Genomic DNA, 15,217 nt, shown 5'->3' on the forward strand with positions numbered 1-15,217 from the left:
GGGGCCGTGGTGGGGCCCTGGCCGAGCGCCCCGTCCTGTGCGATCTGATCAGCGCCCAGGCGGCCGTCCTGGAGCGGAACGTCTCCCCGCCGGTCGCCGCGCAGGACAAGCGGGCCGCCATCGCCAACGTGGAGGCTCTGGGCGGCCGCGTGCGCCGCGCACCTGCCGGAACCGGGGGCGGAGGACGCCTTCCGCTTCATCGCGAGCACGATCATGGTCACCGGCGCCGTCCGGGCCCATGCGCACCCGTCCGCCGCCATGCTCGCCGCCTACGAGGAGGACCCGTCGCTCGCCGCGCTGCGCCTGGATTTCGCCGCCACGCTGCGCGAGACGCTGGAGGTGCTGCTGGCCGGGCTGCCGGCCCGTGCGGCCCACGCGGCGCGCGCGTAGGGTGCGGTTCTGCGATCGTGGGTCGCGGGGAAGCGTACGGAGGAGCAGCCATGTCCGGACAGTTCGAGGCGACCGTCGAGATCGACCGGCCCGTCGCGGCGGTCTTCGCCTACCTGGCCGACGGCCGCAACGACCCGCAGTTCAGCCCACGGGTCCAGGAGATCACCCGGACGCCGGACGGCCCGACCGGAGTGGGCACGGTCTTCCGCAGCACGGTGAAGGACGCCGGCATGAAGACCGGCCGTGAATTCCGCATCACCGGCTTCGAGCCGCAGCGGCTGGTCCGCTGGACGGAGCAGAGCAAGAACCTGGTCACGGCGGAGGGCGGGTACGACTTCGAAGCCCTGCCCGGCGACCGCACCCGGGTCCGCATCTTCAACACCCTCGAAGGGCACGGGCTCGGAAAACTGCTGGTGGGCCTCGCGCTGGGCGCGGCACGCAAGGACGCCCCCGACTTCGGCCGCCGGATCAAGGCCGCCGTGGAGGCGTCCTGAGCGTCCTGAGCGGCGGCCGAAGCCTGGGGGTCAGAACCTCCCGTTGGTGAGGACCGGGAAGCGCTGCGGCGACTGAGGGGCGATCTCCGAGCGGCGCTCCTGCGAGCCCGGCGTCGTCCGGCACGTCACGTCCTGGGCGGGCAGCTTGCCCGTCGTCAGGTAGGAGTTGACCGTGGCGTTGGCGCAGGAGTTCGGGTCCGCGAGGTACACGCCGTGTCCCTCACCGCCCATCGCGAGCACCATCCGCGAGCCCTTGAGCGCCTTGTGCAGGCCCTGGCCGCTGGCCAGCGGGGTCTGCGAGTCCCACTCGTTCTGCACGGTCAGCACGTCGGTCTTCGTCTTCATCGGCGTAGCGGGCTCGATCGGCCGCCGCCAGTCGGAGCAGGGCTTGATGTTGGAGGCGAAGTCCCCGTACAGCGGGTATTTGGCCTTGTCCTTGGCGGCCTCCCGCGCATACTGCTCCGGGTAGCGGGGCCACTCCGTGTCCCCGCACACCACGGCCAGGAACACGGCCGTGCCGTTGTCCGACGCCGGCTCGGCGGCGGGCTTCAGCAGCTTCAGCTGGGGCGCGGTCGCCTTGACCGGCTTTCCGTCGGCCGCGTCCTTGAGCGCCTTGACGAGGGGCGCCGCCTGCGAGGGGTAGAAGAACACGCCCCGCGCGGTACGGATGTCGTCACCCGTGAGCTTGATGCCGTCGAACTCGATCGGCTGCTTGTCCGCCCGGGCCACCAGGTCCCAGAAGGTCTTGGAGACCGCGTCCGGGGTGTCGCCGAGCTGGTACTCGGCCGCCCGCTCGGCCGTCCACTGCGTCCACCGCTCGAACGCCGGCTCCGCCTCGGTCGCCCACACCTGGATCATGCCGCGCCAGATGCGCTGCGGGTCCACGCCGCTGTCGAGCACGAAGCGGTCGCTGCGGTTCGGGAACATCTGCGTGTACACCGCGCCCAGGTACGTGCCGTACGAGTAGCCGACGTACGAGATCTTCTTCTCGCCCAGCGCGGAGCGGATCGCGTCCATGTCGCGCGCGGTGTTGCGGGTGGTGATGAACGGCAGCACCGGGCCCGCCTTCTCGCGGCACTTCTCGGCGACCGTACGCGCCCAGGTCACGTCCGCCTGGAACGTCTCCTCCTTGTACGGCCGGTCGATGTTCTGCTCGGCGTCGGTCAGCCCGCAGGTGATCGGGCTGGAGGCGCCGACGCCGCGCGGGTCGAAGCCGATCAGGTCGTACTGGTCGCGTACGTCCTTGGGCATCAGCTCGTTCATCATCAGCGGCAGATCGAGCCCTGAACCGCCCGGCCCACCCGGGTTGAGCAGCATGGCACCGTGCCGCTTGGCCGGGTTCTCGCTCTTCATCCGCGATATCGCGAGGTCGATCGTGGCGCCCTGGGGGCGCCGGTAGTCGAGCGGGACCTTGATGGTCGCGCACTCGTACGAGGCCGGCTGGTCGGTGCTGCAGCGCTGCCACGCGGGCTTCTGCGGGGTGTACTCCGCGGCCGTGGCGGCGGCGGCCCCGGTCGCGGAGAGCAGGGGGATCGTGGTCGCGATCAGACCGGCGGCGGCGAGCATCGGTGCGAGGCGTTTCATGTTCACGAAGAGCGGTTTCCTTCCGTGAATTCGATGGCCTCATCACCTTGTTGCACGCGGGCTCCGGGCGAATCATCCCGAAGGGTCGGTCCGTATGCTCCTCGCGAACGAGCTCAAATCCGGACAACTGGCCGACACGCGGAAGGAGTTGGCGCCGGGCTCGGGTAGCGGTGCACGCTCCCGGACAACGGCGCACCCTTCGGCGGGCCCGTCCGCGGGCAGCGCGCGGCCGCAGCACGCAGCCGCACCGCGCAGCAGCGGGAGCAGAGCCGGGCGGGGAGGGGCTACCGGGTCAGGAGGGGCGGCTGGTGACGCGCTCGATGGCGACCATCGCCGCGTCGTCGCCCAGGACGCCGCCCGGGGAGTGGGCCAGCAGGTCCGCGCACAGATGGCCCAGCAGGGCGTCCGGGCCGTCGCCCGGCCAGTCGGCGGCGCGCTCCGGCAGGGGGTAGAACTCGCCGACGGCGTCGCGGGCCTCGATGACGCCGTCCGTGTACAGGAGGATGACGTCGCCGGGCTCGAAGGAGAAGGACTGCGCGGCGAAGCCGGTGTCCACGTACTGCGTCAGGCCCAGCGGCGGCGCCGGGTGGTCCACCTCGAGGGGGACGACCCGGCCGCCGCGCAGCAGCAGCGGCGGCGGATGCCCGCAGCTGATGAGCCGTACGGTCATCTCCTGGTCGGGGATGTCCAGTACCGCCGCCGTGGTGAACGCCTCGCCGGGTTCGTCGGTCGCCTCACCCGTTCCGTCCGGGTCCGCGGCCACGGCGGCCTCCAGGTGGGCGACCAGCGTGGGCAGGTCCGCCGCCTGGTGGGCGGCGGCCCGGAACGCGCCGAGCACCAGCGCGGCGTCCCCGACGGCCGCCAGACCCTTGCCGCGGACGTCGCCGATGATCAGCCGGGTGCCGTGCGGGGTGCGGGTGGCGGCGTACAGGTCCCCGCCGATCTGGGCCTCGGCCTCCGCGGCCAGGTAGACGGAGGCCAGCCGCAGCGGGCCCATCCGGTCGCGGAGCGGCCGCAGGACCACCTCCTGCGCGGCCTCGGCGACCGAGCGCAACTGGATCAGCTGTTTCTCGTGCACCTCGCGCAGATGTGCGAAAAGCGTCACGGAGACCGAGATCAGGACCAGGGCAATGATCTGGAAGGTGTGGTTCAGATCGGTGACGGTGGTCCGCGTCACCGCCACCGTCACCTGGGCCAGCACGGCCACCGCGCCGACGAACCCCGTCATCCGCGGCCCGGCGAAGGAGGCGGTGAGGGCCGGGGCCGCGACCAGGAACGGACCCAGGTGGACATCGGGCGGCGCCAGGACGTCGACCACCGTGACGACCGCGATCAGCGCGAAGGGAACCGCCAGCAGGGGCAGGCGCGGTTCGCCGACGTGGCGAAGGCTCGGATGCGGCGGCCGGTGCTCCATGACTCCTGAATACACCGCGCCCGATCTTCCCGCGCACCGGCCGGATTGCGATGGGCGCGCGTTCCGTCCCCCTACCCCTGTACGTCCGCCCGGCGGCGCGCTCCGTCTCGTACGGCCCCATCGGGACGCGGCTGTGCTGCCGGTGCGGGGGAGTGGAGAGAGGATGGGAGACGACCCGGGCGCGGACCCCGGGCGCGGAGAGCGAACGGCCGATGCACCGCCCCTGCGGCAGCGGACGGGAAGGAGCGGCCGGCATGAGTACGGCGGATGCCTTCCCTGCAGACGCGGAACCGGCGCACACCGGTCCCTCCACCGGGCCGGGCCTCCTCGACGTGCTCGGGGTCGCGGCGGTGGTCCTCGACGCGGAGGGCCGGATCGCGCTCTGGAGCCCGCAGGCCGAGGAACTGTTCGGCTACACCGCCGGGGAGGCGCTCGGCCGGTTCGCGGCGCAGCTCCTCGTCGACGACGAGCACCTGGGGATGGTCCTCTCCCTCTTCGAGAAGGTCATGGCCGGCGGAGAGCCGTGGGCCGGGGCGTTTCCCGTGGTGCACAAGGACGGCAGCAGCCGGCTGGCGGAGTTCCGCAACATGCGCCTCGAGGACGGCCAGGGCCGGCTCTACGCCCTCGGTATCGCCTCCGACCAGGCCACCCTGCGGCGCCTGGAGCGCGACCTGGCCCTGTCGATGCGGCTGGTCGCCCAGTCCCCGATCGGCCTGGCCGTACTGGACCCGGAGCTGCGCTACGTCCTGGTCAATCCTGCCCTGGAGAGCATCAACGGCCTGCCCGCCGACCGGCATATCGGCCACCACGTCCACGAGGTCCTGCCCCGTTTGGACGCCGCGTCCATCGAGGCGGCGATGCGGACGGTCCTGACCACCGGCCGGCCCCAGCTGGACCGTTTCACCGTCGGCCGTACGCCCGCCGACCCCGACCAGGACCACGCCTGGTCGCTCTCCCTCTACCGGCTCGACGACCCGGCCGGGCGGCCGATCGGGGTCGCCGCGTCCGTCGTCGACGTCACCGAACAGCACAAGACCTCGATGGCCGTCGCCCAGGCCCGCCAGCGGCTCGCCCTGATCGCCGATGCCTCCGTACGCATCGGCACCACCCTCGACCTCTGGGTCACGGCGCGCGAGCTCGGCGACATCGCCGTGCCGCACCTGGCCGACCTGGCCACGGTCGACGTCCTCGACGCCGTGCTGACGGGCGACCACCCGCCCGGGGCCCCGACCGACGAGACCGTGCAGTTCCGCGCCCTCGCGGTCAAGGCCGCGCGCCCCACCCCCGCCACCCGCGCGGCCGACCCGGTCGGCTCGATCGCCCGCTACGACGCCACCCGGGTGGTCACCCGGTGCGTACAGTCCGCCCGCCCCGTGCTCCTGGCGGAACTCACGGAGGCCGACCTCGCCGGCGTCGCCCGGGACGCCGAGGCCGCCGCCCTGCTCGCCGAGGCCGGGCTCCACTCGTACCTCGCGGTGCCGCTGATCGCCCGCGGCGAGGTCATCGGCGCCCTCGGCCTCCAACGCACCGACAACCCGCTGCCGTTCGACCACGACGACGTCCTGCTCGCCGGCGAGCTGGCGGCCCGCGCTGCCGTCTGCATCGACAACGCCCGCTGGTACCAGAAGCAGCGCCGCACCGCCCTCACCCTCCAGCGCCATCTGCTGCCCCACCACCCCACCCCCACCCCGGGCCTGGAGATCGCCTACCGCTACCAGCCCGCCGGGGCCGCCGGGGAAGTCGGCGGCGACTGGTTCGACGTCATCCCGCTGCCCGACGACAAGACGGCCCTCGTGGTCGGGGACGTCATGGGGAGCGGCATCAACGCCGCCGCCACCATGGGCCAACTGCGCACCGCCGCCCGTACGCTGGCCGAACTCGACCTCGACCCGGCCACCGTCCTGGCCCGGCTCGACCACACCACCACCGGGCTCGGGCACACCATGGCCACCTGCGTGATCGTCGTCTACGACCCCCACCGCAACCGGTGCCGCATCGCGACCGCCGGCCACCTGCCGCCCGTACGGACGAGCCCCGGGCGCCCGCCCGAGCTCCTCGACCTGCCGACCGGCGCGCCCCTGGGGGTCGGCGGCGTACCCTTCGAGGCCATCGCCCTCGACCTGGGTGTAGGTGACGAGCTCGTCCTCTACACCGACGGGCTCGTCGAGACCCGCGATCAGGACATCGACACCCGCCTGCAGGCGCTCACCGCACTGCTCGGCGGCCCGGTCCGTCCCCTCGAGGAGACCTGCGACCTGCTGCTGGGCGAACTGCGCCAGCCGGACGACCGCGACGACGTGGCCCTGCTCATCGCCCGGACCCGCCCGCTGTCCGAGGCGCCGGGGCAGTAGCCCGCGCACGGTACCAGCCTTTCGAGATGTTGCCCGGATGTTTGTCCATTCGTGATGGTCCTTCCAAACAGGTACCACAACTGGCACTAGCGTCCCGTGGCACCCGGGGAGCGCGATTGCCACGGCACGGACAACTGCCGGAGCCCGAGCGGCCGCAGCCCCTCCCGGTCCACGCAGCAAGGAGGCACAGTGCTGTCTTTCCGTCGGTCGGCCGTCGGCAGCATGTCGGTAGCTTCGAGACACGTGATGGCAACGGGCGTCGTCATCGGCGCCCTCGCCTTCACCCTGATCGCGTTGCTGATCCCCGTGCAGAAGTTCGGCGGGAGGAACGCCGCGGCCGCCACAGCTCCGGCGGCCGAGGACGACGGCGCCGGTATCCAGAGCACGGCCTTCGGGCCGCTCACCCCCCAGGACCGGGACTTCGTCCGCAAGGTGCGGCTCGCCGGCCTGTGGGAGCTGCCCGCAGGGCGGCAGGCCCTGCAGCGCGGCACACGGCCCGCGATCCGCACCGCCGGGGAGCATCTCATCGACGGCCACACCGAACTGGACCGCAGGGTCCTGGAGGTGGGCCAGGCCCTCGGCATGGAGCTCCCCAGCATGCCCAGCGCACAGCAGCAGGGCTGGCTCGACCAAATGGACCGGGCCCAAGGACCCCAGTACGAGCAGCTGTTCATCCAGCTGCTGCGCAGGGCCCACGGGAAAGTGTTCACCCTCGTGGCCCAAATCCGGGCGCAGACCCGAAATTCCATGGTCCGGGCCCTGGCCACGGACGCCAACAACACCGTCCTGGACCATATTTCGGTCCTCGAGGCCAGTGGGCTGGTCGACTTCGACGGCCTTTCGGACACCCCGCCGGGCACCCCCTCCGCACCGCCCCCCGCCTTCTCCCCCAATTCCCGACCGACGAAGTGAAGTGATCGCATGAGTCAAAAGGGCCACAAACGCCGTCTGCGGCCGAAGCACAAGATCCTTGCCGGGATGTCCGCCCTGGTCCTGGGCGGCGGCGGGGTCGTGCTCGTCTCCCAGGGCGCCTTCGCGGGTCAGGACGCCCGTACGGCGCCCGTGACCGCCACCATCGACTGCCCGGACGTGGGCGACAAGCTCGACAACGTCCCCGACCAGGCCAGGAACGAGGTGGACGCGAAGCTCGCGCAGCTCGACACCCAGGTCGCCGACGCCTACAAGCAGCTCTCCTCCGGCCGGGCCAAGGACAAGGCCCTGCTCGGCGGGCTGAAGCAGCAGCGCGACAAGACCATCACCAACCTGTCCGACACGCTCGGGAAGGCGGGCCAGAAGCCCGCCGGACTGGAAGCGCTCAGCGGGTGCGTGATGAAGGAGGCGGCGGCCGCCGACCCGGCGGACGAGCCGGCCGCAGACAACGGCGCCCAGGGCGCCGCAGAGCAGGGCGCCGCCGCCCAGGGCGCCGCCGAGCAGGGGGCCGCGAAGCAGAGCGCACCGCAGCAGCAACAGCAGCAGGCCAAGGGCGGACCGGCCCGCAGCGACTTCGTCGCCATCGGCAATGTGAAGCCCAACGTGAAGAAGCCCGCGGCCCGCGGGGGCGCTTCCACCGGATCATTCGCCGTGCAGTGCGGGACCAACCAGGAGGGCCACTTCAACCCGGACAACGTCATCGTCGCGCCCGGTGTGAGCAACGGCGCCCACCACATGCACGACTACGTCGGCAACAAGACCACCGACGCCTTCTCCACCAACAACAGCCTCGCCCAGTCCGGGACCACCTGCACCAACGGCGACCAGTCCACGTACTACTGGCCGGTGCTGCGGCTGCGCGACGGCAAGGCGGAGAAGGACGCCAAGGCGCCCGGCGGCGGCCAGGACGCGAACGTCGGCACGATCCTGAAGCCGAAGCAGGTGACCATCGAGTTCAAGGGCAGCCCCGTGAGCAAGGTCGCGGCGATGCCCCGCTTCATGCGGATCATCACCGGCGACGCCAAGGCCCTCACCAACGGCAATGCCAACGCGAACGCGTCGTGGAGCTGCACCGGCTTCGAGAACCGCCAGCTGAAGGACAAGTATCCGGTATGCCCCAAGGGCAGTGACGTCGTACGGACGTTCAACTTCCAGAGCTGCTGGGACGGCAAGAACATCGACAGCGCCAACCACCGCACCCACGTGGCGTTCGCCGACGCCAACGGCAACTGCAAGAAGGGCTTCAAGGCCATCCCGCAGCTGGTGCAGCGGATCGTCTACAGCGTTCCGCCCGGCTCCCGGTTCGCCGTGGACAGCTTCCCCGAGCAGCTGCACAAGCCGGTGACCGACCACGGAGACTTCATCAACGTCATGTCGAACGGCCTGATGGCCGGTGCAGTGCGCTGCATCAACGACGGGCGCGCCTGCCGCTGAGACCCTCGGGGCGACGCTCCCCCTCCCACCTCCCCAGCGTCGCCCCGAGAGCGGTGCCGGACCGAAGTCGACTTCGGGCCGGCACCGCGTTCGCGCTTGTGCCACTGCCCGAAGGGGCCCGCGGGCCCTGAGACCCACACGAGGAGTGCCATGTCCGGCTCTCGTCACACCACGCCCGGTCCGCTACGCAAACCCGGGCCCGAGCCAGAGCCTTCCGACCAGGACCTCATACAGCAGCTCAGAGCGGCATACGCAGCCGGCGACGGGGATCCGGCCGTCTGCGAGCTCCTGTACCGGCGGCACAGTGCCGCCGCTTTTGCATGTGCGCGCCGCTGCTGCCGGGCCCCGCAGGACGCCGAGGACCTCGTCTCGGAGGCGTTCATCCGCACCCTGCAGGCCGTCCGCTCCGGCGCCGGGCCCCGGGACCGCTGGCGCCCGTACCTCCTGTCGGTCGTCCGCCACACGGCCATCGAGTGGCGCGACGGCGCCGGCCGGACCCTCCTGACCCCCGACGTCGAGGCGTGGTGCAGCCCCGGCCCCGACGGGGACGACCCGCAGCGCCGGCTCCTGGACAGCGAGGACCGCCGGCTCGTCGCCCGCTCCTTCCAGGGCCTGCCCGAACGCTGGAAAGCCGTCCTCTGGCACACCCTCGTCGAGGACGACTGCCCGCACCACGTCCCCCTGCTGCTCGGCATCACCCCCAGCGCCGTGACCTCGCTGGCCTTCCGGGCCCGTGAAGGACTGCGCGAGGCGTACCTGCGCGCCCACCTGGACACGGCCGCCGACGAGCGGTGCCGCCACTACGGCCGCGTGCTCGGGGCGGTGATCCGGCGCCGCGGAGCGCCCCGCGGCCGCGGCCTCGCCCGTCATCTTGCGGCCTGCCGGTCCTGTTCCCGCGCGTACGCCGAACTGCTGGACCTCAATGCCGCGCTGCGGGCCGGTGCGTCGGCGGTGCTCGTCGGCCTGTGACACGCGGCGGCCCCGGTTCCCCTGCTCCGCCTGGGCGGGGAGGGGACCGGGGCCGAATCCTTGGGTGCGGGGGTTCCGGGGGTACGGGGGGTTGAGGGGGTTTGAGGGTTCGGGGGTCGGGAGGCCGGGGTTACAGGCCGTTGACGCGGGCCATGCGGCCCACGCCCAGCGGCCGGAAGTCCGTCGTGGCGACCCGTACCTTGCGGCTCACCCGGGAGTTCTGGCGGCGTACCTGGGCCATCAGGCGCCTGCTGCGCAGGGCCATCTCGAGCTCGAAGCGCGTACGCGGGTCCCGCAGTCCGGGGCCGAAGAGCTTCTCGAGTTGCCGCATGCGGTAGCGCACGGTCTGGGGGTGCACGCTCAGCGCCTTCGCCGCCTCGGGGGCGCCGCCGCCCTCCAGCCAGGCCAGCAGGGTCACTTCGAGCCGTTCGCTCTGGCGCGGGGTCAGGTTGGCCAGCGGCCGCAGCCAGCGTGCGGCCAGTGCGTGCGCCAGGGGCTCGTCCTGGAGCAGCAGGAGGGTGGAGAGGTGGTCGTCGACAAAGAGGGCCCGCGCCTCCAGGCCTGCGCGGTTGGGGGTCAGGGACAGCAGCCGCAGGGCCCACCGCAGGGAGGAGGCGGTGTCGCGGGGGGCGACGGGGTGGCCCACCGCGGCGAACCGGCCGCGGAGCAGGGCCTCCAGCGAGGCGCGGGTCTCCGGGTCCGGACTCGGGACCAGCAGGCACGGCTGGCCGCCGACCATGCCGGCGAGTCCGTCGTCCAGGACGGCCGCGAGCTGCTGGGTTTCGCCCGGTGTGGCCAGGGCGATGGCGCGTATCTCGGCCGGGAGGGGCCAGCCGGCAGCGGCGGCCAGTTCGGAGAGGGCGATTTCAGCCATGGGCATGTCACTCGTAAGAGCGGAGAACAGCTCACGCCGAGCACGTTCGGAGGGGGTTCCGAGCCCTTCGCGGGGGACGACCGTCAGGGGGGCCAGCTGCCTTCGGCGGCGGGGGTCCCGGAGCCGGGGCGGGTCGCGGAGCTCCTCGTCTTCCTCTTCCACCTCTTCGTCGGGGTGGTCGAGCCCGGCTGCGTAGTCGTGCTCGTCCTCCTCCTCGTCCCGGATCGGGTCCGCGTCGGAGTCGAGGTCGGGATCCGGGACGGAGTCCAGGTCGCCGTCAGGACCGGGGGCGGAATGCGGGTCCGCCGGCCGGGTCTGTTTCTGCGGCGCGGGCTCGCGGTATCCGAGGGCGGTGAGCAGGGCCACTTCGAGCCTTTGTCTGACCACCTCCTCGTCAAGGTCGTCGACCAGGGCGGAGAACCCGGGGAGCTCCTCCCTCAGCTCCTCCACCATTCCCGCGCTCAGCGCGGGGAGTTCCCTTCGCAGGACCCGGGTCCATTCGCCTCGGGGACGGGCCCAGATGCGGTTCAGAAGTTCGCACATTGTTACCTCGTTCATGCCGGGGTACGGCCTGCCTCGTGGGAGGGTGGCAAGCCTGCCGAGGCGGTCCTCCTCCCCCCTCCGCGCCAGTGCGGCCAGGGGAGTTGAGCACCTCGTACACCCTCCAGGAGAGTGCCATCCACTTGCAGTCCCGCGGCTTTGCCTCAATTTTGCCGTCGGGGAGGTGTGGTGGCGGACGAAGTGTCTAGGGGGTGCCACCGCACCGGTTGGAAGGGAATCTTCCGCGGACGTTCGGTGTGACGATGCCACGCGCGCAAGAACTTGTCACGATTAGATAAATACTGTGGAGGCCTTGCGAACCTCCACGATGCTTCTGCACTCCGGCCCCCGCTCCCGGTCGGTGAGACCTGAGACCTCATCTCCCGCCCGCCGCGGAGCAGTTCCGTCGACTACCCCGGGCGCCGAGTGCGCGGTGGTGTGCCTCGGGCCTGGGCGTATGGGAGAACTAGATGCCCCTGTACCAAGCCCGTACGCCCCGCTCACACCGGGCCCGCCGCACCAGACGCCATGCCGGCGTGGCCGCTGCCGCGGCAGCCGGCCGGCGGGCCGTCCGGAGGCCGCCCCTGCTGTCCCCCGCCGGAGGCGTGCGCCCCACCACCCTCGTCACAGCCGCCCTCGCGGGCCTGCTCGCCCTGGCCGTGGCGGCCCGGGCCGGCGTCACCCTGACCAACTTCTGGGACTTCCTCGACTTCGGGGCGGGCGTCCTCTCGCTCGTCTCGCTCACCTCCGCCGTCCTGTGGGGGCTCGCGGCCACCGACCGCACGGTGCTCACCTCCGGGCACCGGCTCGTCGCCCAGGGAGCCCACCGCGGCCTCGCCGTCGCGGGGCTGGGCTTCCTCCTCCTGCACATATGGGTCAAGGTCGCCGAGGCGCAGACGGGGGTCGCCTCCGCCTTCGTGCCGTTCGCGGACCGGGACCGGCCGGTCCTCATCGGCCTCGGCACCCTGGCCGGATACGTCTTCGTCTCCACGGCGGTATCCGGCGCGGTCCGCAGCGCCTTCGCCACCAAGGGCCGCTCCGTGTGGTGGCGGGCCCTGCACGTGGGCGCGTACCCGGCGTGGGGCGCGTCCCTGGTGCACGGGCTGAAGTCCGGCCGCGCCGCCAGCGGCTGGGTGACCGTGGCGTACGCCCTCTGCCTGATCGGGGTCGCCGGCGTGCTCGCCATCCGGCTCCGGGCCAGGCTGCGCGCGACGCCGCTGCGCCCGGCCGCCACACCGGCGTCCGCTCCCCAGGCTGCGCCGCCCCGGCCCAAGAGGGCGCCGCAGCGGTTCGTCCGGCAGCCCGCCGAATGGGCAGCCGAACGGCTGACGGCGCGGCTGGCGCGGCAGTCGGACCGGCGGGCCGTCGGGCGGGAGCCGGACCCGGTCCGTGCCCCGGCGGGCCTCGGCCCCGTGCCCTCGCCCCGGCAGGCCCTGGAGCCCACGACCGAGATCCTCCCGCCGTACGGCTCGGCGTCATACGGCACGGCGTACGGCGCCGAGCCGTACGAATCGGTGTTCATCCCCAGCGGCATCGGGGCCGGGCCGGCCGCGGACCGGTTCGGTGAGCCGCTCGACGGGATGCGGGGCCGACAGTGACCTCAATCGTCGATCCCGCCCTCGGGTGCGTCGGCCAGCCCAGGCTGCTGGCAGGACTCGACGCGCTGTCGCGGCTCGATCGCGCCAACCACCTGGTGGTGCACGGCCCGCTGCCGCAGTACAACTCGGACGATCTCGTGGAGCTCGCCGAGGGCATAGACCTGAAGGGCCGCGGGGGAGCGGGTTTTCCGTTCGCCCGCAAGCTCAAAGCCGTCATCCGCTCCGCCCGGACCAAGGAGGGGCGGACCGCCGTCGTCGTGAACGGCACCGAGGGCGAGCCGAGCTGTCTCAAGGACGCCGCCATGCTGCTGCACTCCCCGCACCTCGTGCTCGACGGCGCGCTGCTGGCGGCCGACGCGATCGGCGCCGAGGAGGTGGCCATCGGAGTGACCAGGGACGACGTGGAGCAGTCACTGCGGGCCGCAGTCGCCGAGCGCGGCCTGGCCGGCAGCCGCGTCCGCGTCGGCAGGCTCCCCGAGCGCTTCGTCAGCGGAGAGGGGACCTCCCTCGTGAACGGCCTCAACGGGGGGGCCGCCGTCCCGAACGGGCAGAAGGTCCGGACCAGCGAGCGGGGCCTGAGCGGCCTGCCGACCCTGCTCTCCAACACCGAGACGTACGCCCAACTCGCCGTCGCGGCCAGGCTCGGGGTACTGGGATTCCGCTCGGTCGGCCTGCCGACCGAGCCGGGAACCGTCATGTTGACGATCAGCGGTTCGACGGTCGTCGAGGCGCCGCTCGGGACGTCCCTGGCGTACGTCCTGGAGCTGTGCGGCTCGTCCCCCGGCCAGGGCGTCCTGGTCGGCGGGTACCACGGCAAATGGCTGACGGCGGCGGCGGCGCGGACGGCACTGCTCTCCCGGGAGTCCCTGACCTCGTACAAGGCCACGCTGGGGGCGGGCGCGATCCTGCCGCTGCCCGAGGACACCTGCCCGGCCGGCGAAGTGGCCCGCGTGATGCGCTGGATGGCGGACGAGACCGCGGGCCAGTGCGGCCCGTGCGTCAGAGGACTGCCCTCGCTCGCCGACGCCGTGGAGGCCCTGGTGGCCGGGGGAGGCCGGTCCGCCCTGGAGGCGGTCGAGGTGCGGATGCGGGGAGTGCTGCGCCGCGGTGCGTGCAGCCATCCCGACGGCACCTCGGCCTTCATGGCCTCCGCACTCGCCGTCTTCCCCGACGAGATGCGCGACCACGCCCTCGGCAGCGGCTGCGGGCGCCGTGTCCTCGGGGCGCTGCCCCTGCCCAAGGACGAGAACCCCGAACGGCTCGTCGTGGACTGGACGCTGTGCAAGGGCCACGGGCTCTGCGTGGACGTGCTGCCCGACGTGGTGCGCCTCGACCGGGACGGCTACCCGGCCGAGGCCGTCATGTCGGTCCCCGGAAGGCTGCGGCCGAAGGCGCTCCGGGCGGTGCGGCGCTGTCCCGCGCTCGCGCTGCGCATTCAGGAATGAGCCGGCAGTAAACGGCCCCCGGCGGCGGGAGTTCAAGCGTTAGCGTCATCTGACAAATTCCCGTTCATTCGAATTCGGTGCCCTTCTCAGGCCTTATGAATAAGGCAGTAGACGAACCCCCCGGGTTCAACCCGAAGGAGTGATCGTGAACAAGATGCGTCGTATGACAACTGTCGGATCGGTGGCCGCGGTTCTGTTGCTGGCGGCCACGGGATGCGGAAGCAGCGAAAATGGCGCGCGCAACTCGAACTCCGTACAGCCGGCGGGGGCCGGCAAACCCCTCGGAGGCGCATACGACACGGGCTACGGGGCAGGCGGCTACGGGTCGGGCGCCGCCGTCGCCGGCTCAGGGTCGGGCTCGGACGTCGGCTCCGGTTCCGGCAAGGCCGAGCCGGCGGGGCAACTGTCCGTACGCGACATCGCGAGCGTGGGCAGCGTGGTCACCGACAGCGCCGGAATGGCCCTCTACCGCTTCGACAAGGACACGCCCCAGCCTCCCAAGTCCAACTGCGAGGGGGACTGCGCCGCCGTGTGGCCCGCCGTCCCGGCGGACGATGCGTCGGCCGCCGCCGGTATAGACGCCGCCCTCCTCGGGTCGGTCGCCCGGGCCGACGGCAGCAAGCAGCTGACCCTCGGCGGCTGGCCCGTGTACCGCTACGCGAAGGACACCAAGGCGGGCGAGGCGAAGGGCGAAGGCGTCGGCGGTACCTGGCACGCACTTGCACCGGACGGCAAGAAGGCGATCGACAAGAAACAGAAGGCGGACGGCGGCGGCGGAATGGGAGGGATGGAAATGAAGGCGGGCACGGAACTCTCCGTGGCCGACAATGAAAAACTCGGCAAGATCCTGGTGGACGGGAAGTGGCGCACGCTCTACCGATTCGACAAGGACAGTGCGTGGCCCATGAAGTTCGGCTGCCTCGGTGCCTGCCTGGACACCTGGAAGCCCGCCCCGGCCGTGGACAAGGCGAAGGCCGAGGGAATTGCCGGCAAGCTGGTCGGATCGGTGAAGCGGCCCGACGGCAGCGAGCAGCTGACGATCGACTGCTGGCCGGTCTACACGTTCACCGGTGACACCGAGCCCGGCCAGACGAACGGCCACAACAAGCAGGGGCTCTGGTTCGCGGTCACCCCCGAGGGCAAGAAGGTCCCCCCGACGGCGTAGCGCGCCCGAGCCCTGCGCAGCGATCACCG

12 protein-coding genes are annotated in these 15,217 nt (G+C 72.1%); 9 read left to right on the forward strand and 3 right to left on the reverse strand.

Annotated elements, in window-relative coordinates; translation table 11 throughout:
• The first annotated feature begins 198 nt into the window (after positions 1–198).
• Positions 199–390 carry a hypothetical protein gene (locus tag AB0M76_RS06230; RefSeq protein WP_365951929.1) on the forward strand — a complete coding sequence of 64 codons (192 nt, stop codon included), beginning with the start codon at positions 199–201 and terminating at the stop codon, positions 388–390.
• Between the two features lie 50 nt (positions 391–440).
• Positions 441–884 carry an SRPBCC family protein gene (locus AB0M76_RS06235; protein WP_365951776.1) on the forward strand — a complete coding sequence of 148 codons (444 nt, stop codon included), beginning with the start codon at positions 441–443 and terminating at the stop codon, positions 882–884.
• A gap of 30 nt (positions 885–914) precedes the next feature.
• On the opposite strand, the gene AB0M76_RS06240 is transcribed toward AB0M76_RS06235, so the two are convergent.
• Complete coding sequence (locus tag AB0M76_RS06240; RefSeq protein ID WP_365951930.1) at positions 915–2,468, reverse strand: alpha/beta hydrolase; 1,554 nt, start codon at positions 2,466–2,468, stop codon at positions 915–917.
• A gap of 292 nt (positions 2,469–2,760) precedes the next feature.
• The gene (locus tag AB0M76_RS06245) at positions 2,761–3,882 is read right to left on the reverse strand and encodes a PP2C family protein-serine/threonine phosphatase (RefSeq protein ID WP_365951777.1); all 1,122 of its coding nucleotides are present in this window, start codon (positions 3,880–3,882) and stop codon (positions 2,761–2,763) included.
• A 254-nt stretch (positions 3,883–4,136) separates the two neighbouring features.
• On the opposite strand from AB0M76_RS06245, the gene AB0M76_RS06250 reads away from it, so the two are divergent.
• The 4 genes from AB0M76_RS06250 (at position 4,137) to AB0M76_RS06265 (ending at position 9,566) form a co-directional block, all read left to right on the forward strand.
• Complete coding sequence (locus AB0M76_RS06250; RefSeq protein ID WP_365951778.1) at positions 4,137–6,233, forward strand: SpoIIE family protein phosphatase; 2,097 nt, start codon at positions 4,137–4,139, stop codon at positions 6,231–6,233.
• A gap of 246 nt (positions 6,234–6,479) precedes the next feature.
• Positions 6,480–7,145: a DUF4142 domain-containing protein gene (locus AB0M76_RS06255; protein ID WP_266999748.1), complete on the forward strand. Its 666-nt coding sequence runs from the start codon at positions 6,480–6,482 to the stop codon at positions 7,143–7,145.
• A 9-nt stretch (positions 7,146–7,154) separates the two neighbouring features.
• Entirely contained in the window at positions 7,155–8,597 is a 1,443-nt protein-coding gene (locus tag AB0M76_RS06260; RefSeq protein ID WP_365951779.1) for a DUF1996 domain-containing protein, read from the forward strand.
• A gap of 150 nt (positions 8,598–8,747) precedes the next feature.
• Positions 8,748–9,566 (forward strand): sigma-70 family RNA polymerase sigma factor, encoded by an 819-nt coding sequence (locus AB0M76_RS06265; RefSeq protein ID WP_365951780.1) that lies wholly within the window; start codon positions 8,748–8,750, stop codon positions 9,564–9,566.
• 130 nt (positions 9,567–9,696) lie between these two features.
• Here the strand turns inward: AB0M76_RS06265 and AB0M76_RS06270 are convergent, their stop codons facing one another.
• Positions 9,697–10,983: a helix-turn-helix domain-containing protein gene (locus tag AB0M76_RS06270; RefSeq protein ID WP_365951781.1), complete on the reverse strand. Its 1,287-nt coding sequence runs from the start codon at positions 10,981–10,983 to the stop codon at positions 9,697–9,699.
• 467 nt (positions 10,984–11,450) lie between these two features.
• Between AB0M76_RS06270 and AB0M76_RS06275 the strand changes: the two genes are divergently transcribed.
• From AB0M76_RS06275 to AB0M76_RS06285, 3 genes are all read left to right on the forward strand, one after another.
• On the forward strand, positions 11,451–12,578 hold the full coding sequence (locus tag AB0M76_RS06275; RefSeq protein WP_365951782.1) for a hypothetical protein: 1,128 nt from the start codon (positions 11,451–11,453) through the stop codon (positions 12,576–12,578).
• The gene (locus AB0M76_RS06280) at positions 12,575–14,023 is read left to right on the forward strand and encodes an NADH-ubiquinone oxidoreductase-F iron-sulfur binding region domain-containing protein (protein WP_365951783.1); all 1,449 of its coding nucleotides are present in this window, start codon (positions 12,575–12,577) and stop codon (positions 14,021–14,023) included. The genes AB0M76_RS06275 and AB0M76_RS06280 overlap by 4 nt, the downstream gene beginning before the upstream one ends.
• A 163-nt stretch (positions 14,024–14,186) precedes the next feature.
• Positions 14,187–15,188 (forward strand): SCO0930 family lipoprotein, encoded by a 1,002-nt coding sequence (locus tag AB0M76_RS06285; RefSeq protein ID WP_365951784.1) that lies wholly within the window; start codon positions 14,187–14,189, stop codon positions 15,186–15,188.
• Positions 15,189–15,217 lie beyond the last annotated feature (29 nt).

Origin of the sequence: Streptomyces sp. NPDC051364 (assembly GCF_040682115.1) — a bacterium.
Classification (GTDB): domain Bacteria; phylum Actinomycetota; class Actinomycetes; order Streptomycetales; family Streptomycetaceae; genus Streptomyces.

Coding starts and splice junctions, on each gene's coding strand:
- AB0M76_RS06235 (WP_365951776.1), top strand. CDS start 441: ATGTCCGGACAGTTCGAGGCGACCGTCGAGATCGACCGGCCCGTCGCG.
- AB0M76_RS06240 (WP_365951930.1), bottom strand. CDS start 2,468: ATGAAACGCCTCGCACCGATGCTCGCCGCCGCCGGTCTGATCGCGACC.
- AB0M76_RS06245 (WP_365951777.1), bottom strand. CDS start 3,882: ATGGAGCACCGGCCGCCGCATCCGAGCCTTCGCCACGTCGGCGAACCG.
- AB0M76_RS06250 (WP_365951778.1), top strand. CDS start 4,137: ATGAGTACGGCGGATGCCTTCCCTGCAGACGCGGAACCGGCGCACACC.
- AB0M76_RS06255 (WP_266999748.1), top strand. CDS start 6,480: ATGGCAACGGGCGTCGTCATCGGCGCCCTCGCCTTCACCCTGATCGCG.
- AB0M76_RS06260 (WP_365951779.1), top strand. CDS start 7,155: ATGAGTCAAAAGGGCCACAAACGCCGTCTGCGGCCGAAGCACAAGATC.
- AB0M76_RS06265 (WP_365951780.1), top strand. CDS start 8,748: ATGTCCGGCTCTCGTCACACCACGCCCGGTCCGCTACGCAAACCCGGG.
- AB0M76_RS06270 (WP_365951781.1), bottom strand. CDS start 10,983: ATGTGCGAACTTCTGAACCGCATCTGGGCCCGTCCCCGAGGCGAATGG.
- AB0M76_RS06275 (WP_365951782.1), top strand. CDS start 11,451: ATGCCCCTGTACCAAGCCCGTACGCCCCGCTCACACCGGGCCCGCCGC.
- AB0M76_RS06285 (WP_365951784.1), top strand. CDS start 14,187: ATGACAACTGTCGGATCGGTGGCCGCGGTTCTGTTGCTGGCGGCCACG.